Raw genomic sequence first — 18,577 nt, 5'->3', positions numbered from 1 at the left:
TATCCGTGACAACATCCGGAGGAGTATCGGGCGCACACTGGGCGGGGCTCACGGCGCCGCGGTGTTCTGTCGCCTCGGGAGACACCGATGCGGTGATCCGATCACCTGTCGGATCACCGCATCGGGTTGTGTACCCACCACCGATCCTGCGGGGCGGGTGTGTCGCGAAGGGTTGTGCGGGAGCTATCCCGCGGGCCGGGTGGCCCGCCGTGCCCGGCGGCGCCCCTGTATCGGGTCGGCGTGTCCGGCGGCTCCGGAACCACCGGGGCCGGTACCCGTCGTCGGCGCCTGCTTCCGGGTCGCGGCCGCGGGTCGGTGTACTTCGTGCCCGGCCGCCGTGTGGTTCCCGGACCGGCCGGATGAGTTCCCCCGCCGGCCGACCGTGCCCCGCGCGCCCGCGTGCTCGGCCGCGCCGGAACGCCGGTTCTGCTCCGCGGGCTTCCCGGCGCCGTCCCGTCGCTCCCGGCTTCCCCCTCGGGTGGATCGCTCGGCCGTGGCCGGATCGGCCGCCCGTGCATGGCCGGTGCCGCGTGTTCTCCCGGCCGGCCGGCGGCCACGCCGGTTCTTCCCGGGCTTTTCGCTTGCCTTCGACTCCGGGCCCTCCTGCGGACCGGGCTCCGTGGCGCGCTCGGCGGGGACGGCGGGCACCGGGCCACCGGTCAGAGTGGTGACGATCGGGGAGTGGGCGGTCACCGAGCGGGGGCGGGCATCGATACCCGCCTTGCGCAGCAGTGCCGCCACATCCTTGCGCTGCTCGGGCAGCACCAGGGTTACCACGGTCCCCTCGGTGCCGGCGCGGGCCGTACGACCGGAGCGGTGCAGATAGGCCTTGTGCTCGGCGGGCGGGTCGACATGCACCACCAGCTCGAGATCGTCGATGTGGATACCCCGTGCGGCGATATCCGTGGCGACCATGACGCGCGCGGTGCCGGCGGCGAACGCGGCGAGATTGCGGTCCCGTGCCGGCTGGGAGAGATTACCGTGCAGGTCCACGGCGGGGATACCCGATTTGGTGAGCTGGGTCGCGAGCCGGCGGGCGTGATGTTTGGTGCGCATGAAGAGGATGCGGCGCCCGGCGCCCGCCGCCAGGGCGTGGACGAGTTCCTTCTTCGCTTCGGCGCCGGCGATCTCGAAAACGTGATGCCGCATCGTCGGCACCGGGGCGGCCGCCTCGTCGACCGAATGCGAGACCGGTGTGCGCAGGAACCGGTCGACCAATTTCCCGACCCCGTTGTCCAAGGTGGCCGAGAACAGCAGCCGTTGGCCGCCGGGAGGGGTGGCCGCGAGGATCCGGGTCACGCCGGGCAGGAATCCGAGGTCGGCCATATGGTCGGCCTCGTCCAGGACGGTGATCCGCACACCATCCAGCGAAAGGGCTCGCTGCTGCATCAGGTCCTCGAGGCGGCCCGGGCAGGCGACGACGATATCGACGCCCTGCTTCAGGGCTTTGATCTGGCGGTTCGCCGATACGCCGCCGAAAACGGTGGTCACCCGCAGGCCACAGACCTCGGCCAGCGGTGTGACGGTGGCGGCGATCTGGGTCGCCAGTTCCCGGGTGGGCGCCAGGATCAGCCCCGTGGGCCGGCCGGGGGTGCGGGCCGCGTCCGCGAGCAGTGCGACGGTCGGGAGGCCGAAGGCGAGGGTTTTCCCGCTGCCGGTCTTACCGCGGCCGAGTACATCGCGACCGGCGAGCGAATCGGGCAGCGTGGCGGCCTGGATGGGAAACGGCTCGGTGATTCCGGCCGCCGCGAGTTCGGCAACGAGATCGGCGCGCACGCCGAGGTCGGCAAAAGAACGCGCGGCAGCAGCGTTGGCAGGCATGAAGGTATCGGCGCCTTTCGGCTTCGGAGGTGACCGCGACGTCCGGTCGGGCCGTGCGCCTGTCGAGGCGGCGTTGCGGTTCCCGGCGCGAAAGCTGGGATCCGCGCCGGAGGTTACTTACCCGGACAACTGGTCCAGGCATTACCGGACACTCTACCGTACGGCCGCGAACCGCCCCGTCGCCGCGCGAGCGCGCTCCGCGTGGTCGTCGTGGTGGAACGCCGGTGCTCCGCCGGGGTCCGGCCGCGTATGCGGTCGGCGGGCCCGGCCGGTTCCGCTCGGCCCGTTGCCTCCGGTGTGATCGATGTCCGGCGATGGCCGCGCGGGTGAGATCTTCCCGCTGCCGGACAGGATGCCGTATCCGGCGCGGGAGAAAGGCCGGTCGAGTGAGTCGTTCCGTCCCGCCCTGCGCCCGTCTTCGGTACAGACCATATTCGCGACTTCCGAATTTCGCGCTGCCGGAGCGCTCCTCCACGGGTGTGGTCAGGGGTGATACGAGCGGCGTATGAAACGTGGCGCGGCCGGTCGGCGGGCGTGCGGAGGTATTTCCCGGAATCGGCTTCTGCCGCACCTCCGGGCGCGTCGCTTGCGAATTCCTGTCCGCTGTGGCCCGGTGCGTGGACCATTGGTACAGTGCAGCTGAATTATGAACGTACGCAGCTTATTCCGGTCGTCGAGCGGCAGTCGTGAATCCCTGGTAGCGTTTTCGGATCGCCGTGCCGGCCGGGTGGAGCGGTTCAATTCCATGGTCTCATCCGGCATGGTATATCTCTGCTGCGGTGCCCGACCGGTCCCCGTCGAGTTTCTTTGAAGAAGAGTGTGCGCGTGTCCAATCCAATCGATCCCAATCGCGGGCCGCGCCCGCGCCCACAGTCGTCGGCCGCCGGCGTCGCGCCGGGTTCGCGGGTCAGCGGTGCCGAGCGCCGGATATTGCTCGTATCCTGCATGGGTGTCGTGGCGGCGATGGTCGGTTTGACCGTCAGCATCCTGGCCGGCTCGGGCTCGGAAGACGCGGATGCCGATATCGCGACCGCGCTCACGACGACCGCGGAAAGCGGAGCGTCCCCGGTCGCGGCGGCACCGTCGGCGCCTGTGACCACGACTCCGGCCGCGCCGCAGTATCTGGCGGATATGACACCGACCAGTGGCCCGGCATATACGGGTTCGATCATTGTGAACGGCACTACCTATCCCCACGCGATCTATCAGCAGTTCAACGGTTGCAATACCGAGGTGAGCCACACGTACAACCTGAATCGCGAGTGGTCCCGCTTCTCTTCGGTGGTCGGTATCGCGGACGGTGGTAATACGAGTTCGGTGCTGCGATTCGAGGTGAGCGCCGACGGGAGCGAAATCTATTCGTCCGAAAATGTGCGGGCGGGTGAATCGCCGACGGTGAATGTGCCGGTGACCGGTGTACAAGCGTTGACCATCTCGTTCACGTTCGTGGACGGGAATATGGCCAGCTGTGGTCAGGTGGGCAACGGTGTATGGGCAGACGCGGCGCTCACGAAGTGAAGTCACGGCCGGTCCGCCGTCTTCGGTGATGGCCGCGGCCGGATGCCCGGCCGCCTCTGTCGAGGCGATTCCGCTGCGGTCGGCCTCGCTACCGGGCGTTCCCCCTGTCCGAGTGAAGCGGGGTGTCGTCGCGCGCGCCGGGTCGGCCGGTGATCGGTGCGGCAGCGCGCCGGCGGTGGTGCCGGGCGTCGCGGCGGGATCGTAGGGGGCGCGAACGCGAGTTCGCTGTCGGCGGCGTGGCCGGCGTTGCGATCTCCGCGGCGTGGCCACCGGTGCCGTGGAGCGTGGATATATCGATATGCGCATTTCCGGGCTCGGCGGTGCCGCCGGAGAACGGATCCGCCGGATAGGCCATGGATCCGGCTCGGGCCGGGGTGGTGGCCGGGTGGGTGGCGGGCGCACCGCCGGTTGCGCCCGCGGGTGCCCGTTTCCTCCTGTGCGGGTGCTATGGCCTACGGGCGCGGGGATCTTCGGCCGATGACCGATCGCTCATGGTCATGGGGGAGGTGCGCCAGTTCCGGATCTCATGGGCCCATGCCCGGAGTCCGGCCCGGAACCCGGCGCGTTCTTCGGGGGTGAGGGTGGACATGGCGACCAGGAGGGGTGTGGACAGGGCGAGACCCATCCGGGCGGCCAGTTCGGCGATATCGGCCGGGCGGGCGATTTCGAGGAACTCTTCCTGCGGCAGCTGGCCGATCAGGGGTGGCAGGAGGTGCTGGTGCGCTGGTGGCCGCGGCTGCTGCCGGGACCGATGACCGGTCTCACCCACGGTCTCATCCGGACCGCGCATGCGGTGCGCGGGCTGGCGGCCACCCCGCGGCCGACCCGGTTGCAGCTGGGAGAGCTGGCGCGGGCGCTCGGGTACTGGGCGGCGCGGTTCATCGACGCTCAGGGACCGGGGCGTCTGGTCGGTGGGGGACTTCCCGATTCCGCTGGTGCACGGGGTGACGGCACCCGCGGCGGCGCGGCTGGTGCTACCTCATCTGCCCGAGACGCTCTACGCCGCGACTCTGGCAGCCCTGTGGCAGGCGCAGGTGACGCTGTTGATGGTGGCCACCACCGATACGTCCGGTGAACAGGAAGCTCGACGCCGCGCCGAGGATGCCGACCCACCGTCCTGGGACGAATTGATCGGCCGCCCCGTCGAGCACGGCGACGAGCACGTCATCAAATTCACCGAGGCGTGCCAGCGGGAGAACGCCCTGGTGCCCGATGCTCGCTACACGTGGGCGGTCGATACGGCGCAGCGGCTCATCGAGCGCCCCGGTGGTCCGGGCGGGTCCGCGGTGATGGTCCGGTTCGGCCGCGGAGCGCCGGACGGGGTGGCGCGTTGACCGCTGTGGTCCGGGGTGGGCCGGTGGCGCCCGGAGAAACGGCCGGGCCCTGCGGGCGCCGGCCGTGGTGCCTCGTGAGCTGTCTCCGGTAACGTACCGGTCCTCGGCGGGGGCTGTACCGGCGAGGAAGGTGATCGGCACCGTGGGCTGATCCGGTGCCGGATTTCGTCAGCTCGGGTTGTAGGTCAGGCAGCGTGCGGTGTGGTCCGCGCTGCCCGGGCCGACCCGGATCTCGCTGGCCGTGCATTCGAGGTCGGTGTTGTGGGTGCAGTCGGCGCGCTGGCAGGCCCCCACCATGCTGGTCACGGTGTCGAGGCCGCCCTTGGTCGCCAGCGGGATGAACGTGGCGCATTCGGCGCTGCCGTTCTGGCCCGAGACATTGATGGCGTAGGCGTGGCAGCCGTGGTGGTTGTAGGAACAGTCGTTGACTGTGCATTCGCTGACGTGCGGCATTTCCATGGTGGTCATGTGCGTTGTCCTCCGAATGTGTCGGCAGTCTTGCTCATGCGGATACCACCGTAGACCGCTGTCACCGTTATCGGCAGTGGCCGGTACGTATTCGGGGTTTCGTGTCCGGAGGTGGCCGTGCGCGACGTGAGCGGTGATTGCTGATTGTTCGCCAGTGGCGGGACGGGTTGCCGGTGACGCTCGGAGTGGGGCGTTCGGTGTGGGGTCCGGCGGTGGGGTGAGCGGCGTCCGGCGGGGCGGCAAGAGGGGGATCGCAAAAAGTGAACAGGATTTACTAAAAGGCGTTCACAAATGCGGTGTGGTGTGGTTCACTCCAGGGACCACCGTTCCCCGAGGAGGCATCGTGACCACCCCGTCCCTCTCCCATGATTTCGACTTCACCGATCCCGATCTCCTGGCCACGCGGCTGCCCATCGAGGAATGGGCCGAACTACGCCGCACGGCCCCCGTATGGTGGGTCGACCAGCCCGACGGGGTGAGCGGATTCGACGACGGCGGCTACTGGGTGGTCAGCAAACTGGAGCACATCAAGGAGATCTCGAAGAACTCCGAGGTCTTCTCCACCAACGCCAACACCGCGGTGATCCGGTTCAACGGGGATATCGCCCGCGAGGAGATCGATATCCAGCGCGCCATGCTGGTGAACACCGATCCGCCGGAACACGACAAACTGCGGCGCATCATCTCCCGCGGGTTCACCCCGCGCGCCGTGCAGAGCCTGCGCGACGCCCTGCACGAGCGGGCCGAGCGGATCGTGCACGAGGCCAAGAAGACCGGCGGCGGCGACTTCGTCCAGCAGGTCGCCTGCGAGCTGCCGCTGCAGGCCATCGCCGAACTGCTCGGGGTGCCGCAATCCGATCGCGGCAAACTGTTCGACTGGTCCAACCAGATGATGGGCTACGACGATCCGGAATTCGACGGCAACCACAAGATGGCCACCGCCGAGATCATGGGCTACTCGTGGAACCTCGCCGAGGAACGGCGCAAATGCCCGGCCGACGATATCGTCAGCCAGCTCGTCAGCGCCGATATCGACGGTGAGGCCCTCGGCTCGGACGAATTCGCCTGGTTCGTGATCCTGCTGGCGGTGGCCGGTAACGAGACCACCCGTAACGCCACGACCCACGGGATGAAGGCCTTCATCGATTTCCCCGACCAGTGGGAGCTGTACAAGGCCGAGCGTCCGCGCACCGCACCGGACGAGATCGTGCGCTGGTCCACCCCGGTCATCGCCTTCCAGCGCACTACCCTGCAGGACACCGAGATCGGTGGCCAGGCGATAAAGAAGGGCCAACGGGTGGGGTTGTTCTACGCGTCGGCCAATTTCGACGAGGAACATTTCGCCGATCCGTTCCGCCTCGACGTCACCCGTAACCCGAACCCGCACGTGGGTTTCGGCGGTACCGGCACCCATTACTGCGTCGGCGCCAACCTGGCGCGGCTGCAACTCGACCTGATCTTCAACGCCATCGCCGATGTGATGCCGAACCTGCGTCAGGTCGCCGAACCCGTTCGGCTACGGTCGGGTTGGCTGAACGGAATCAAGAACTGGCAGGTCGCATACGAATGACGCAACCCGCACGGCGGGGCCGGATGCCCGCGGTCAGTGATGCGGACATCCGGCGTGCGGCCGGGGCGCTCCTGGTCGAACAGGGCGCGGAAGCGCTGACGCTGCGGGCCATCGCGCGTGAACTCGGCATCACCGCACCCGCCCTGTACCGGTACTACTCCTCCCGGGAGGAACTGCTGGTCGCGGTGCGCCGCGATATCTGTATCCAGCTGGCCGAGGACCTCGGCGCGCAGGTGGCCGGTCTACCCGAAGACGGTGTGCTCCGGCTGTTCGCCATCTGCCGGGCCTTCCGCTGCTGGGCACTGGCGCATCGCAACGAATTCACCCTGGTGTTCGCTTCGCCGGCGGCCGGCCCTGCCGGTCTGCGCCGGTTCGACGAATCGTTCGGCCTGGTTTTCCTGGAGGCCGCGGGACGGCTGCTGGCGACCTACGAACCGGCTACCCCGCCGACCGATCTGATCCCCGACGCGCTGCGCGAGGATCTGATCGGGTTCCAGGACGAACTGCTCGCGGTACTGGCGGAATCGGGCCAGAAGTTCCCGGCCGAGAAGCTCGATCTGGGCGTGGCGTACCTGATGATGACCCTCTGGGCACGCCTCTACGGCCATGTCACCCTGGAGGTCTTCGGTAACTATCCGATGACCGTGAGCGACCCCGAGGCCCTGTTCGACGCGGTGCTGGCCGACCTCGCCGCCGGGATAGGCCTGACGCCGCCGTGAACCCGGCCGGTGCCGGCCCGTCCGTCCACCGGAATATCCGGGTGCGGTGAAGCGGGACCGCACCTCCGCGCGCCGCTAGAATTACCAGCCGTATCGCCTGTGTGGCGTCCGGGACCCGGCGCCCATCTGCTCGAGTTCGTGAAAAACCGATCGAGACCGGACAGGGGAACCATGACCACCATCCGCATGTTGCGCACCGCTCTGCTGACCTTGATCATGGCTCTTGCCGCAGCGCCGGCCATGGCTCCCGCATCGGCGGCGCCGCGGCCGGCCGTCGTCCTGGTGCACGGCGCCTTCGCCGACTCCACCAGCTGGGACGGTGTCGCCGCCCGGCTGCGGGATCAGGGATACCGGGTGCTGACGCCGGAGAACCCGCTGCGCGGGCCGGCCCACGACGCCGCCGCCGTCCAAGGCGTACTGGACACGGTCGACGGGCCCATCGTGCTGGCCGGGCACTCCTACGGCGGCTTCGTGATCAGCAATGTGCGCGATCCGGATATCGTCTCGATGGTCTACGTCGCGGCCTTCGCGCCCGCGCAGGGCGAAATCGCCCAGTCGGCACTGGACCCGATCCGGTTCCCGGGCAGTCGGCTGCTGCCGCCGGCGCTACAGGTCGAACTCGTCGCCGACGAGACGGGTATCGCGGGCCGTAATCTCGACGCTTCCGTGGCGCCGGACCGGTTCCACGAGGTCTTCGCCCAGGATGTGGATGCCGCCACCGCCGCCGATATGCTCGCCCATCAGCGCTCGATCGCGGTGGCCGCCAATCTGGAACCGTCCGGTCCGCCGTCGTGGGTGGGGATGCCGAGCTGGTATCTGGTCTCCGCGCAGGACCGCGTCATCCCGCCGGCCTCACAACGTTTCATGGCCGAGCGGATGGGCGCGCGGACCAGCGAACTCGATGCCTCCCACGCCTCGCTGGTCTCCCGAGCCGATGCTGTCGCCGCGGCGATCGTCATCGCCGCGGGCTGACCGGCGCGGCCGGTGACGAAAGTGCCTCGGCCACCTCGCGGAACCGGGTCACATCGGCGTGCCGGCCGTCTTCGACCGACCAGGCGATCTCTTCCACCGCCCGCAGCAACGCCCAGCCGCGGGCGCGTTCCCGGTCCACCCCGAGCTCGTCGGCGGTCGCCGCGACGCGAGTTCCGGTGCGGCCGGGGTCCGGGCTGGTCTCCACCTGTTTCATGATGAGGAATCCGGCGTCGAAGGCCGCTTCGCCCAGACAGGGCTGCGGATCGATCAACAGCCACGGTTCCCTTTCCGCGGCCACGATATTGCCCGGATGCGTATCCCGGTTCACGATCAGCAGCGGCCCGTCCGGTACGGCCTGCGCCGCGCACCAGTCCCGCGCCTGCGCGGTGAGATCCGCCGTCAGCCGTCCGGTCAGCGCGGGATCCGACAGCCGCCGCGACCATTCCGCCACGGTATCCGCGACCAATGGCAGCGGGGGGTACCCGGCCGGAACGTCCGTCGCGGGGCGGCGTAACCGCCGGTAGAGCGCGCAGGCGAGCCGCACCTTGTCGGCGTTCTCCGGTCTGCCCTCCAGCGGGTGCGGTGGCTGGGCGACCCGCCGGTGTTTCGCGGCGGGCGGGGCGGACCGGAGCCGCGGCACATCGCCTCGGTTTGCCGGCTCGTGAAGGGGGTAGTGCCGCTGAGAATTCGTCCGGTGGCAGGTGGCGGCAGTGCTGCCGTATCCGCTGTGCCGGTCGGTCCGAACCGCGAGAGACCTAATGGGTGGTGCGTTCTGTCCAGCAACAATGATTCCCCCCGGCTCACCGGCTATGCCGCGACGCTGCTCGCCTACGTAACGGTCGTCGGCATCGTCGCGCTGCTGGGCGGCCTCACCGGCCGCCGGCTCCCTCACGCCATGAGTACCCGCGACCTGGTCGTCACGGCCCTCGCCGCGCAGAAGCTCTCCCGCCTGGTGACCAAGAGCACCGTCGCCACGCCGGTGCGTGCCCCGTTCACCCGGCCAACCGGCGACGGCGGCCCCGGCGAAGTGATGGAGCAACCCAAATCCGACGACGGGGTCGGGCACAGTATCGGTGAACTGCTCAGCTGCCCCTTCTGCTTCGACGTCTGGATGATCACCGTGCTGACCATCGGAGAAGTCTTCGCCCCACGGGCAACCCGGATGATCACCGAGGCGACCGCGGCGCTGGCCGGCGCCGACTTCCTCCATCTCGCCTACGCCACCGCCCAGCAGATCGCCGAAGGCGAGCGCGCCTGATATCCCGTCCCCGGGTAGCGCGACGGTTACCCGGGACTTCCCGAGGGAAAGCCGCGATCGCGCCCGCGGGCGGGCACGGGGACCGTACGATGCGGTGGATCGGGCCGGAAAAGGGCCGGTACGAGGAGAGTGTGGTGCGCGGTGCCGGAAGCCGTTTTCCATCCCGAATTGCCCCGGGCACGGTTTCTGCCCCGCACCGTCGTGACACCGCGCACGCTCGGCGTCGTCCGCGCGCTCGCCGGGCTGCCGGGCCGGGGGCGACCGGCGGGCGGCACGCTCGAGCGGGTCGATGCCGGAGTCACGGTGCGGGTGTTCCGTCCCGCGCCGGTGCGCGGCGCCGCACCCGCACTGCTGTTCCTCCACGGGGGCGGCTACGTGATGGGCACCGCCGCGATGGGCGATCACTTCTGCCGGACCGTAGCCGAGCGCCTGGGCGCCCTCGCGGTGTCGGTGGAGTACCGGCTGGCTCCGGAGTATCCGTTCCCGGCGCCGCTCGAGGACTGTTACGCGGCGCTGCGCTGGCTTGCGCAGCGACCGGAGGTCGACCGGGACCGGATCGCGATAGCGGGTGAGAGCGCGGGCGGTGGGCTCGCCGCGGCGCTGGCGTTGCTGGCCCGGCAGCGCGCCGAGATACAGCCGGTGCTGCAACTGCTCTCATATCCCATGCTGGACGACCGGACATCGGAGCGCACCGATATCGATCCGCGTCGCCTGCGGATGTGGAGCCGGCGCAGCAATCGCTTCGGGTGGGGCTGCTACCTGGGTGGGCCGGTATCCGGGGAGGTGCCGGAACTGGCCGCGCCCGCCCGGTGCGACGACCTCACCGGCCTCCCGCCGGCCTGGATCGGGGTGGGTACGAACGATCTGTTCTACGACGAGGACATCGCGTACGCCGATCGGCTCCGGCGCGCCGGTGTCCCGTGCACGGTGCACGAGGTGCCCGGGGCGTACCACGGCTTCGACCTGGTGGAACGCGCGGCCGGTATCTCGCGCGCCTACCGGCGGGCGCGGTTCACCGCGCTCGGGGCCGCGCTCGCCGGCGACCATCCGCGCTGAGCACCCCTGTCACAGGGCGTGCCCACCGGCGACCTGCAGTACCTGACCGGTGATCCAGCGGGCCTGCCGGGAAGCGAGGAAGATCACCGCGTCGGCGATATCCGCGGGCTCACCCACGGTGCGCAGCGGGATCTCCGCGCGCACCCGCCCCACCAGCTCCTCGGTCATCCAGCCCGTCTGCACCGGACCGGGCGCCACCGCGTTGACCCGGATCCCGGCGGGGCCCAGATCCAGCGCGGCGGCCCGGGTGAGCGCCTCCAGTGCCGCCTTGGATGTGCCGTAACCGATCTGGCCCGGGAAGGCCCGCGCGGCATCGGTCGAAATGTTCACCACGCAGCGCGGGCTGGTACCGCCGCGCCGGCTCAGTTCGCCGATCAGCAGTGTGGGCGCGATGGCGTTGACGCGGTAGTGCCGTTGCAGACCGGCGAAAGTGGCGTCGCCGAGTCCGTCCGGGTTCTCGCAATGCGCGGCATTGTTGATCAGCACATCGATCGGCCCCACCCGGTGCTCGACCGCATCGAACAAGGCCGCCGCCGCGTCGGGTTCGGCGAGATCGGCGGCGACGGCGACTCCGTTCACCTCCCGGGCCAGTTCTTCGACCTGCGCTGCCGGTGGCGCGGAATACTCCCATTGCGCATCGGCCGGTGCCGGTGGGGAGGCCGGGAGATAGTGCAGCGCCACACGCGCGCCCTCGGCGGCGAATGCCCGTGCGATCGCCGCTCCGATCCCCGCACCGGCGCCGGTCACCAGTACTACTCGGTCTTCGAGTCCGGTATCGATCACCGGTACAGCATCGCGAGACCCTGCGATCGGTGCAAACGAAATGCCGGACGGCGCGTCGGCGGCTCGTTCTCCGGCGGGCCGATCGGTGCCCGGTGCCGCCGCGCGGGTCCGTCCACCCGGCGGAAACGGTGGCAGACTGCGGATATGAGTACACCCGACTGGGCGGATGTGGACCGGTACGTCGTCGACAATCTCGTACGGGACGAGGAGACGAGCGCGACCCTGCGCGCCAATGCGGCGGCGGGACTGCCGTCCATCGATGTCTCCGAGGCGCAGGGCAAGTTCCTGCATCTGCTCGCCAGATCCTGCGGCGCGCGGCGGGTACTGGAAATCGGCACCCTGGGCGGGTTCAGCACCCTGTGGCTGGCCCGGGCGGTCGGAGACGGAGGGCAGGTGCTCACCCTGGAATACGAACCCCGCCACGCCGAGGTGGCGCGGGCGAACCTGGACCGGGCCGGGGTCGGGACACGGGTCGATATCCGGGTAGGCGCGGCCATGGACACCCTGCCGGTACTCGCCGCGGAACAGCCGGACCCGTTCGACTTCGTGTTCATCGACGCCGACAAGGTCAACAACGCGAACTACGTCCGCTGGGCGCTGCGGCTGACCCGGCCCGGCGCCGCGGTGGTCGTCGACAACGTGGTGCGCGGCGGAGGTCTGGTCGACGAGGACTCCACGGACCCCGCGGTGCGGGCGGGCCGGGAACTGGTGCGGTTGCTCGCCGAAGAACCGCGGCTGGACGCCACCGTGGTCCAGACGGTGGGCGCGAAAGGCTGGGACGGGTTCGCGTTCGCCGTGGTGAACTGAGCCCCGCGGCCGGGCGTCCGATCCCTATATCGGTGGCGCGCGCCCGGAAAACATACGGTCACCGGCCCGCCGGCACCGGCCGGCGAGCGAGGTCATCCCGACCGGCGCAGCGGTGCGGCGGCGCCCTCGGGGACCGGCAGTTCGTCGCCGTATCCGCGGACCCATGTGGCCAGCGCCGTGAGCGGGCCCTCCACGAAGGTGGTGCCCAGCGGGGTCAGCGCGTACTCCACCCGTGGCGGCGCCCCCGGGCGGGGGTCCCGGGTGACGAGACCGCGGCCGAGCAGCCGCCGCAGGGCCTCGGTGAGCGCCTTGTCGCTGATACCGCCGATCCCGGCGCGTAGATCGGCGCGTCGTCGCGGCCCGTCACGCAGTGCGGCGAGCACCACCGCGTCCCAGGTGTGGGTGAACAGATCGAGTGCCCCGCGGAGCCGGCAGTCGGCGATCGCGTCGGTGTGGCGGTCGTTGTGGATCATCGTCTACCAGCATCGTCGATCGTTTCGCACCGATCGGTGCGTATCGCGCTGTCTACCGTAACCGCCGAATGGATCACCCGAGACGAAGGAGTGCGGCAGTGCGGATCGGAATTCTGGGTACGGGAAATCTCGCCGCGGCGCTCGGCGGCCGCTGGGCACGGGCGGGGCATCGGGTCACGGTGGCGGGACGGTCGGCGGAGAAGGCGGCCGCTCTGGCCGCCCGATTCGGCGGGACGGCCCGGGGCGCGACGTTGCGGGAGGCGGTGCGCGATGCGGAAGCGGTACTGCTCGCCGTGAGCTGGGACGGTATCGACGATGTGCTGCGGGAAGTGGGTGCGGCGGACGGCTCCCTGGCGGGTATCGCGGTGATCGACCCGACCAACGCGGTCGAGCACGGTGTGGGCGTATTACGGACCGCGCCGGGCGAATCCACGGCCGGGCGTATCGCCGCCGCCGCGCCGGGCAGCCGGGTGGTGAAGGGGTTCCATCTCGTGCCGTCCACCCACTGGAGTGTGCCGCCCGGCCTCGGCGTGGCCACGACCGTGGTCCTCTGCGGGGACGATCCGGCGGCGCTGCGCACGGTGGAGACGCTGGTGCGCGATGCCGGTGCCGAACCCGCCGTGGTGGGCGGGCTGGCCCGGGCCCGTCAGCTCGAAGAAGCGGCGGGACTGTTCATTTCGCTGGCGTTCTCGGGTGTCGACCCGCGCTCCGTGGCGCCCGCGTTACCGCCGGTACACCGGTGATCGGGTGCGACGGACGGCTCGACGCCACCGCCGGGCGCCGTTCAGCGGACGGCCCGGGCCGGTAGATCCGATGCGGTATCGCCCGCCCGGGAGTTCAGTGCCGCCGTCAGTACTTCGGCGACGTGCCGGGGATGGGTGAGATGCGGGTAGTGCCCGGCGCCGTCGATCACCGTGGTGGGGGCGGTGGCCGGCGCCTCCAGGGGATCGGCGGAGCCGACGACGAGCCGCACCGGGACGGTGATTTCGGTGAGCAGGCGGCGGGCCTGCGCCCGGCGTCCGGGCCGGCTCGCGGTGCGCAGGGCCCGCGCGGTCCGTCGTGCTACACCGCTGCGGCGCAGATTCGCGCTCGCGCTCGCGATCGCCGGGCCTTCCGGTACGCCCAGGAGCGCGGCCAGCCGGGCGGGCGGGAGGTGGCGCAGCAGGGTGGCGGTGAGCGGGGTGCGGGTGCGCCAGGAACCCCGGGGCTGCAGGAATGCGGGCGCTACCAGGACGATACCGCCGACCCGGTCGGGATGGGCGGCGGCGTAACGCAGTACCGGCAGACAGCCCAGCGAATGCCCGACGAGGACGGGGCGGCTGCTCACCGGGTCGAGGAGGGCGTCCAACGCGGACTCGGGTGCCTTCCCGGAGCGCCCCAGACCCGGTAGATCGGCGGTGAGTGTGGGGGCGCCCGTTCGCCGGCGAACCTCCGCCCAGGCTTCGCTGTCGGTCGGAAGACCGTGCAGGAGAACGAAATCAGGTGTCTCGCGGTCACCGGAAACCCAGAGGGGGCCGTGGAAACCGGCGGTGGGATCCGCCTCGGTGGCGCCGAATCGGCTGCTCACCAGATGATCCGCCCAGGTGCGCAGTACCTCTGGGGCGGCCGGCATGGTGAGTCCGGCCGCCGCGGCCACGGTATCGGCTGCCGAGGTGTCGTAGCGATCGTCGGAGAGGAAGGCCAGGCGTTCCCGGTCCACCCCGGTCACCCGGCGCGGTAGCCTGCGCACCACGGCCGGCGGGACGGTGAGACGTGGGGCGCGCACGTGCAGATGGCGGGCGAGCAGCCGGAGCAGTTCCGGCAGTGGCGGACTGGCCGGATCCAGCACCGTATAGGACGCACCGGCGGTATCGGGTTGCTGCGGAAGCGCCGCCAGGAACGCGGTGAAATAATCGAGATCCAGGATGGGCAGCAGAGTCGCGCCGGTTCCGGGCAGCGCCGGCAGTTCGCCGGACCACAGATCGCGGACGAGTTCGGCCAGGCCGATGTACTGCCCCGGCCCGATGACCGTGCTCGGGTTCGCGATCGTCAGCGGTACCCCGGCGGTCGCGGCGGTTTCGCGCAGCACCCGGTCCGCCTCGAACTTGGAAGCTCCGTAGGCGCCGATCCGGTAGTCGTGTTCGGCGGAATCGGGCACGGTGACCCGGTAGCCGGTGATGTGGACGAACCGGCGCAGTCCGGGACATTGTCCGGCCCAGAGCAGGACACGGACGGCTCCGTCGATGTTCACCGCGCGGGCGGCTGCCGGGTCGAGACCGAACTCGAACCGCGCGGCACAGTTGTACACATCGCGGATACCGTCCGGCCGCATCGCTCCTACGGCACCGAGTTCCGGGTCGGTGATATCGCAGTCGAGCACGGTGAGCCGGTCGCGGGCGGTTCCGCGGTCGTCGAGCCAGGAAGTGAGCCGGTCGCCGGTTCCAGGGCGTATCGCCGCGGCGACGTGATGCCCGTTCTCCAGCAGCCGGGCCACCAGTGCGCGTCCGATGAATCCGGCCGCTCCGAAGACGAGGGTGTCGGGGGTGCTCATGAGAACTCCTAACTAGACTGGTCTACATATTTTATGACCGAGGAAAATTCCGGGTGGCGAAGGCGGAGATCAGAGCAGGGCGCGTGCGGTGCGGGCGGCGCGCTCCAGCGGTTCACGGCTGCGCTGGGTGCGGGCGAGCAGCAATGCTCCCTCCACCAGGGCCAGTAGCGAGACCGCCAGGTCGTCGGCGTCACGATGGCCGGCGGTGTGCAGACCGATACGCAATGCCTCGGCCCATCGGTCGTAGACCTGCGCGCAGGCCCGCTGCACCGTTTCGTTGGTGCCGGCGATCTCGAGTGCGACGGTGGCCACCGGGCAGCCGCTCTCCCAGCCGGATGCCTCGAGCCGATCGCCGAGCAGGGTGATCAGATCGGTGATCGCGGTGGCCGGGTCGGTGAGATCGGCATTCGCCATTGCCGCGTCGACCAGGCCCGCGGCCTGGCCGATCGCCGTGGCGACGAGCTCGTCCTTACCGCCCGGGAAATGGAAGTACAGCGAACCCCGGGGGGTATCGCTTTCGGTGAGGATCTGATTGAGCCCCGTGCCGAAATAGCCGCGGCGCTCGATCGATGATTTGGTCGCCTCGATCATGCGCTGCCGGGTTTCGGCTCCTTTGGTGCCCATGCCATTAAAGTAGACCGGTCTGCATAAAACTGTCAATCGGTCCGGGCGGCCGTCGCCGTATCGCCCTCCGTTCACGCGCCGAGCGGCCAGGTGAACCGGGCCGGCGCGAACCCGGGTGTGGCCGGACCGTTCGCCGACGCCGCTGTGCACGATCAGCGGTCCCGCGTCCGGGGCGCGGCGCACACCGGGCCGCCGATGCGTTCCCGGCGGACCCGCGTCTCGGGGCGGAATCGCAGAGGTGCCGCGGTGTGCGGCGCGCATTCACACCGCTGATTCGGAAGCGAGGTCCTCTCGCCCCGGAGAGGTTTCGGGGACCCTACCGCGCGGCGGGACGAGCGGCGGCGGTCCGCGCGGATTCGCCGGCGCGCCACGCCGAGTCCCTCATCACGCCGAGGTCTCGGTCACATCCGCGTATCTCGCCGCCCGTAACCGCAGGCAGGCGTAGGTGGTGAGGGACGGCACCCCCGGTCGCGCCGTACGATACCGGATCGTTGCTCGATGAGGTTGTGTACCGGTGGTTCTCACGGCCGCCGCGACCCGGCGATACCCGATCGGGGGCGGCTCGGCGAGCCGTCGCGCATGCGGAAAAGGCTCTGGTGAAGCCGTTCCGTTTCCGTCGGCATGTGTCACCTGCCGGTCACAACGCGGTAATATTGAGAGGCTCGCCGTCGGCGTGACCACGGTGAGTCCACCCGATCGAAGGTTGGTGACTCCGCTCATGACGGTATCGATGTTCGACGAGACCCTGCCGCGTGGTGAGCGGGACGGGGTGGGGTTACGGGTCGGCGCGATCATCGACCGGGGCGGGGAGATCCTGCTGCTGGAGTTGCCGAGTTCCGGCCCCATTCGTCCCACTCGCAAACTGCCCGGCGCGACCGTGGAACCGGGGGAATCGGTCACCGGGGCGCTCGTGCGCGGAGTGCTCGAGGAGACCGGACTCGCGGTCACCGATATCCGGCATCACATCGGCGATTTCGACTATCTGTCTCCGTCGGGTAAGCCGGTGCGGCGATTGCATTTCGCGGTGGAGGTCGCCACCACCGGGCCGGTGGTGCTGAGCGCGCACGAAGAGTATCTCTGGGCGCCCCTGGACGGTGAACTGTCCGTTACGCCCTCCATTCGGAAGATCCTGGACACCTACCGCGAACTCTTCTACCCCTGACCGCCGCCGCGCTCGCGCGGTGGCCGGCGCGGCGACGACGGAGTCGATCGTGTAGAGGGCGGCCGATCACCCGCCGCCCCGAACGACCCTGGCGTGCAGAGGAATCGGAGAATCCCGCCGAGGTCGGTCCCGGGCGGCTCTGTGGAGCTCGGCCGGGGTGTCGAATCCTCTTGTCGCTGTAGATCATCCGTCCCCGCAGGGCGGAGTGGGATGGGCCGCGCGCCGCAAACCGGCCGCACCGGATCCGGGGCCGCCGCCGACCTTCCCATCCGGGTTCGTACCGCGCTGCCCGCGCAGCCGATCACCGCGAAGGCTCCCAGGATCATGGGCCAGGTGAGCGTTTCACCCAGCAGGAGCGCGGCCCAGCCGAGGGTGAGAACGGGCTGTAGCAGCTGGATCTGGCTGACCCGGGCCATCGGCCCGTGCGCCAGACCGCGGTACCAGGCCAGGAATCCGAGGAACATACTCACTATGCCGAGGTAGGCGAACGCCGCCCACTGCGCTGGTGTCGCCGACGGCGGATGCCGGAGCGCCGAGAACGCGGTGAGCGCGAGCATGACCGGTGCGGCCAGGACCAGCGCCCAGGAAATGGTCTGCCAGGAGCGGAGTTCCCGGGACAGGAGACCGCCTTCGGCATAGCCGGACGCGGCGGCGAGAACCGCGCCCATTGACGGCCGCGTGGCAGGCGCTGCCGGGTGAAGACGAGAGCCGTCGCCGCGAGCAGCGCCGCGACCACGGCGCGGGCCGCGGCGACGAACAGTGGTGACAACCCGCCTTCGGCAACCGCGATACCGGTGCACGGAACGGTCAACGAGAAGGCCGCGACGCCCAGCAACCCCCAGGCCGGACCGGCCGTCGCGGATACGACCCCGGTGGGCGTGATGCCGCCCGCATCGAGTGACGTGATCATCTTCCCGGGCAGCCAGAGCGGGCTCAATACCACCTTCCGGGCCCTGGTCGGACCGGGGCGTCCACTGCTGGTGGAATCGCCGACCTACTGGGGTGCTCTGCTCGCCGCCATCCAGGCCGGGGTGCAGGTGGTGCCGGTGCCGAGCGGCCCCGACGGGCCGCGGCCGCAGGAGCTGGCCCGCGCGGGCCAGGAGGCCGGGGTCGTTACGGCTCGCCCTCCGGCTCCGGGGACTCGTCTTCACCGGGGTGCTCCCCGGCCAGTACCGCCCCCAGACGGGCTCTCGTCGGTGAGTTCCGTACGGCTTCTTCGAGGATGGTACGAATTTCCGCTTCGGTGCTGTGTCCGTGGTTCTTCGCGCGGGCTCGCAGGGCGCGATACACCGCGTCCGGTACATGTCGAACAGACAACGTCACCATGGAAGGCGTCTTTCGTCGACAGTGGTCGGTCTCCTGATTATATTTCCGCCCCCGGCGAACATCCGGCGCCGGTAGGGTTTCGTTCTGATATCGGACGCCGGGCGTATCCGCGGCCCGCAGCGGGTCCGTGAGCGGCGAACGAACGGTCTCCGTAAG

At 70.0% G+C, this 18,577-nt stretch carries 19 protein-coding genes and 2 pseudogenes; 11 read left to right on the top strand and 10 right to left on the bottom strand.

Features of this window, described 5'->3' with window-relative positions; all coding sequences use genetic code 11:
* Window positions 1–183: 183 nt before the first annotated feature.
* Window positions 184–1,821 carry a DEAD/DEAH box helicase gene (locus ACYR7D_RS28060; protein WP_459547506.1) on the bottom strand — a complete coding sequence of 546 codons (1,638 nt, stop codon included), beginning with the start codon at window positions 1,819–1,821 and terminating at the stop codon, window positions 184–186.
* Window positions 1,822–2,646: 825 nt separating this feature from the next.
* Between ACYR7D_RS28060 and ACYR7D_RS28055 the strand changes: the two genes are divergently transcribed.
* Window positions 2,647–3,339 carry an NPCBM/NEW2 domain-containing protein gene (locus ACYR7D_RS28055; protein WP_459547505.1) on the top strand — a complete coding sequence of 231 codons (693 nt, stop codon included), beginning with the start codon at window positions 2,647–2,649 and terminating at the stop codon, window positions 3,337–3,339.
* A gap of 445 nt (window positions 3,340–3,784) precedes the next feature.
* Here ACYR7D_RS28055 and ACYR7D_RS28050 read toward each other — a convergent pair whose 3' ends face one another.
* A complete protein-coding gene (locus ACYR7D_RS28050; protein WP_459547504.1) occupies window positions 3,785–4,108 on the bottom strand; it encodes a hypothetical protein in 324 nt (107 codons plus the stop codon).
* A gap of 142 nt (window positions 4,109–4,250) precedes the next feature.
* Between ACYR7D_RS28050 and ACYR7D_RS28045 the strand changes: the two genes are divergently transcribed.
* Window positions 4,251–4,673 carry a hypothetical protein gene (locus tag ACYR7D_RS28045; RefSeq protein ID WP_459547503.1) on the top strand — a complete coding sequence of 141 codons (423 nt, stop codon included), beginning with the start codon at window positions 4,251–4,253 and terminating at the stop codon, window positions 4,671–4,673.
* 168 nt (window positions 4,674–4,841) lie between these two features.
* Here the strand turns inward: ACYR7D_RS28045 and ACYR7D_RS28040 are convergent, their stop codons facing one another.
* A complete protein-coding gene (locus ACYR7D_RS28040) occupies window positions 4,842–5,141 on the bottom strand; it encodes a DUF1540 domain-containing protein (protein ID WP_459547502.1) in 300 nt (99 codons plus the stop codon).
* Between the two features lie 343 nt (window positions 5,142–5,484).
* Here ACYR7D_RS28040 and ACYR7D_RS28035 point away from each other — a divergent pair, with 343 nt between their 5' ends.
* The 3 genes from ACYR7D_RS28035 (at window position 5,485) to ACYR7D_RS28025 (ending at window position 8,402) form a co-directional block, all read left to right on the top strand.
* A complete protein-coding gene (locus tag ACYR7D_RS28035) occupies window positions 5,485–6,711 on the top strand; it encodes a cytochrome P450 (RefSeq protein ID WP_459547501.1) in 1,227 nt (408 codons plus the stop codon).
* The gene (locus tag ACYR7D_RS28030; RefSeq protein ID WP_459547500.1) at window positions 6,708–7,430 is read left to right on the top strand and encodes a TetR/AcrR family transcriptional regulator; all 723 of its coding nucleotides are present in this window, start codon (window positions 6,708–6,710) and stop codon (window positions 7,428–7,430) included. Before ACYR7D_RS28035 ends, ACYR7D_RS28030 begins: the two co-directional genes overlap by 4 nt.
* A 171-nt stretch (window positions 7,431–7,601) precedes the next feature.
* Window positions 7,602–8,402: an alpha/beta fold hydrolase gene (locus tag ACYR7D_RS28025; protein WP_459547499.1), complete on the top strand. Its 801-nt coding sequence runs from the start codon at window positions 7,602–7,604 to the stop codon at window positions 8,400–8,402.
* Here the strand turns inward: ACYR7D_RS28025 and ACYR7D_RS28020 are convergent.
* Entirely contained in the window at window positions 8,386–9,042 is a 657-nt protein-coding gene (locus tag ACYR7D_RS28020; protein WP_459547498.1) for an aminoglycoside phosphotransferase family protein, read from the bottom strand. The genes ACYR7D_RS28025 and ACYR7D_RS28020 overlap by 17 nt on opposite strands.
* 54 nt (window positions 9,043–9,096) lie before the next feature.
* On the opposite strand from ACYR7D_RS28020, the gene ACYR7D_RS28015 reads away from it, so the two are divergent.
* Entirely contained in the window at window positions 9,097–9,660 is a 564-nt protein-coding gene (locus tag ACYR7D_RS28015) for a DUF1360 domain-containing protein (RefSeq protein ID WP_459547497.1), read from the top strand.
* Window positions 9,661–9,801: 141 nt separating this feature from the next.
* Entirely contained in the window at window positions 9,802–10,716 is a 915-nt protein-coding gene (locus ACYR7D_RS28010; protein ID WP_459547496.1) for an alpha/beta hydrolase, read from the top strand.
* A 9-nt stretch (window positions 10,717–10,725) separates the two neighbouring features.
* Here ACYR7D_RS28010 and ACYR7D_RS28005 read toward each other — a convergent pair whose 3' ends face one another.
* Window positions 10,726–11,499 (bottom strand): SDR family NAD(P)-dependent oxidoreductase, encoded by a 774-nt coding sequence (locus ACYR7D_RS28005; RefSeq protein WP_459547495.1) that lies wholly within the window; start codon window positions 11,497–11,499, stop codon window positions 10,726–10,728.
* A 144-nt stretch (window positions 11,500–11,643) separates the two neighbouring features.
* On the opposite strand from ACYR7D_RS28005, the gene ACYR7D_RS28000 reads away from it, so the two are divergent.
* Complete coding sequence (locus ACYR7D_RS28000; protein ID WP_459547494.1) at window positions 11,644–12,306, top strand: O-methyltransferase; 663 nt, start codon at window positions 11,644–11,646, stop codon at window positions 12,304–12,306.
* Window positions 12,307–12,398: 92 nt separating this feature from the next.
* Here the strand turns inward: ACYR7D_RS28000 and ACYR7D_RS27995 are convergent, their stop codons facing one another.
* On the bottom strand, window positions 12,399–12,779 hold the full coding sequence (locus tag ACYR7D_RS27995; RefSeq protein ID WP_459547493.1) for a winged helix-turn-helix transcriptional regulator: 381 nt from the start codon (window positions 12,777–12,779) through the stop codon (window positions 12,399–12,401).
* Window positions 12,780–12,877: 98 nt separating this feature from the next.
* Here ACYR7D_RS27995 and ACYR7D_RS27990 point away from each other — a divergent pair, with 98 nt between their 5' ends.
* Window positions 12,878–13,522, top strand: a complete 645-nt coding sequence (locus ACYR7D_RS27990) for an NADPH-dependent F420 reductase (protein ID WP_459547492.1) — start codon at window positions 12,878–12,880, stop codon at window positions 13,520–13,522.
* Window positions 13,523–13,563: 41 nt separating this feature from the next.
* Here ACYR7D_RS27990 and ACYR7D_RS27985 read toward each other — a convergent pair whose 3' ends face one another.
* Both ACYR7D_RS27985 and ACYR7D_RS27980 read right to left on the bottom strand, forming a co-directional pair.
* Window positions 13,564–15,309 carry an alpha/beta fold hydrolase gene (locus ACYR7D_RS27985; RefSeq protein ID WP_459547491.1) on the bottom strand — a complete coding sequence of 582 codons (1,746 nt, stop codon included), beginning with the start codon at window positions 15,307–15,309 and terminating at the stop codon, window positions 13,564–13,566.
* A gap of 69 nt (window positions 15,310–15,378) precedes the next feature.
* On the bottom strand, window positions 15,379–15,933 hold the full coding sequence (locus tag ACYR7D_RS27980) for a TetR/AcrR family transcriptional regulator (protein ID WP_459547490.1): 555 nt from the start codon (window positions 15,931–15,933) through the stop codon (window positions 15,379–15,381).
* Between the two features lie 718 nt (window positions 15,934–16,651).
* On the opposite strand from ACYR7D_RS27980, the gene ACYR7D_RS27975 reads away from it, so the two are divergent.
* Window positions 16,652–17,095, top strand: a complete 444-nt coding sequence (locus ACYR7D_RS27975) for an NUDIX hydrolase (protein ID WP_459547489.1) — start codon at window positions 16,652–16,654, stop codon at window positions 17,093–17,095.
* Between the two features lie 269 nt (window positions 17,096–17,364).
* On the opposite strand, the pseudogene ACYR7D_RS27970 reads toward ACYR7D_RS27975, so the two are convergent.
* Window positions 17,365–18,005, bottom strand: a pseudogene (locus ACYR7D_RS27970) (DMT family transporter); the annotation flags it as partial.
* Here ACYR7D_RS27970 and ACYR7D_RS27965 point away from each other — a divergent pair.
* Window positions 17,980–18,204 (top strand): annotated as a pseudogene (locus ACYR7D_RS27965) (PLP-dependent aminotransferase family protein); the annotation flags it as partial. The pseudogenes ACYR7D_RS27970 and ACYR7D_RS27965 overlap by 26 nt on opposite strands.
* A 4-nt stretch (window positions 18,205–18,208) precedes the next feature.
* On the opposite strand, the gene ACYR7D_RS27960 reads toward ACYR7D_RS27965, so the two are convergent.
* The gene (locus ACYR7D_RS27960) at window positions 18,209–18,421 is read right to left on the bottom strand and encodes a FitA-like ribbon-helix-helix domain-containing protein (protein ID WP_459547488.1); all 213 of its coding nucleotides are present in this window, start codon (window positions 18,419–18,421) and stop codon (window positions 18,209–18,211) included.
* Window positions 18,422–18,577: the final 156 nt, after the last annotated feature.

Source organism: Nocardia sp. X0981 (assembly GCF_977089955.1).
Note: the sequence above shows the minus strand (reverse complement) of the source record. Positions and strands in the feature narration are given on the sequence as shown.

Coding starts and splice junctions, on each gene's coding strand:
- ACYR7D_RS28060 (WP_459547506.1), bottom strand. CDS start 1,821: ATGCCTGCCAACGCTGCTGCCGCGCGTTCTTTTGCCGACCTCGGCGTG.
- ACYR7D_RS27995 (WP_459547493.1), bottom strand. CDS start 12,779: ATGATCCACAACGACCGCCACACCGACGCGATCGCCGACTGCCGGCTC.
- ACYR7D_RS27960 (WP_459547488.1), bottom strand. CDS start 18,421: ATGGTGACGTTGTCTGTTCGACATGTACCGGACGCGGTGTATCGCGCC.
- ACYR7D_RS27985 (WP_459547491.1), bottom strand. CDS start 15,309: ATGAGCACCCCCGACACCCTCGTCTTCGGAGCGGCCGGATTCATCGGA.
- ACYR7D_RS27980 (WP_459547490.1), bottom strand. CDS start 15,933: ATGGGCACCAAAGGAGCCGAAACCCGGCAGCGCATGATCGAGGCGACC.
- ACYR7D_RS27975 (WP_459547489.1), top strand. CDS start 16,652: ATGACGGTATCGATGTTCGACGAGACCCTGCCGCGTGGTGAGCGGGAC.
- ACYR7D_RS28000 (WP_459547494.1), top strand. CDS start 11,644: ATGAGTACACCCGACTGGGCGGATGTGGACCGGTACGTCGTCGACAAT.
- ACYR7D_RS28040 (WP_459547502.1), bottom strand. CDS start 5,141: ATGACCACCATGGAAATGCCGCACGTCAGCGAATGCACAGTCAACGAC.
- ACYR7D_RS28025 (WP_459547499.1), top strand. CDS start 7,602: ATGACCACCATCCGCATGTTGCGCACCGCTCTGCTGACCTTGATCATG.
- ACYR7D_RS28030 (WP_459547500.1), top strand. CDS start 6,708: ATGACGCAACCCGCACGGCGGGGCCGGATGCCCGCGGTCAGTGATGCG.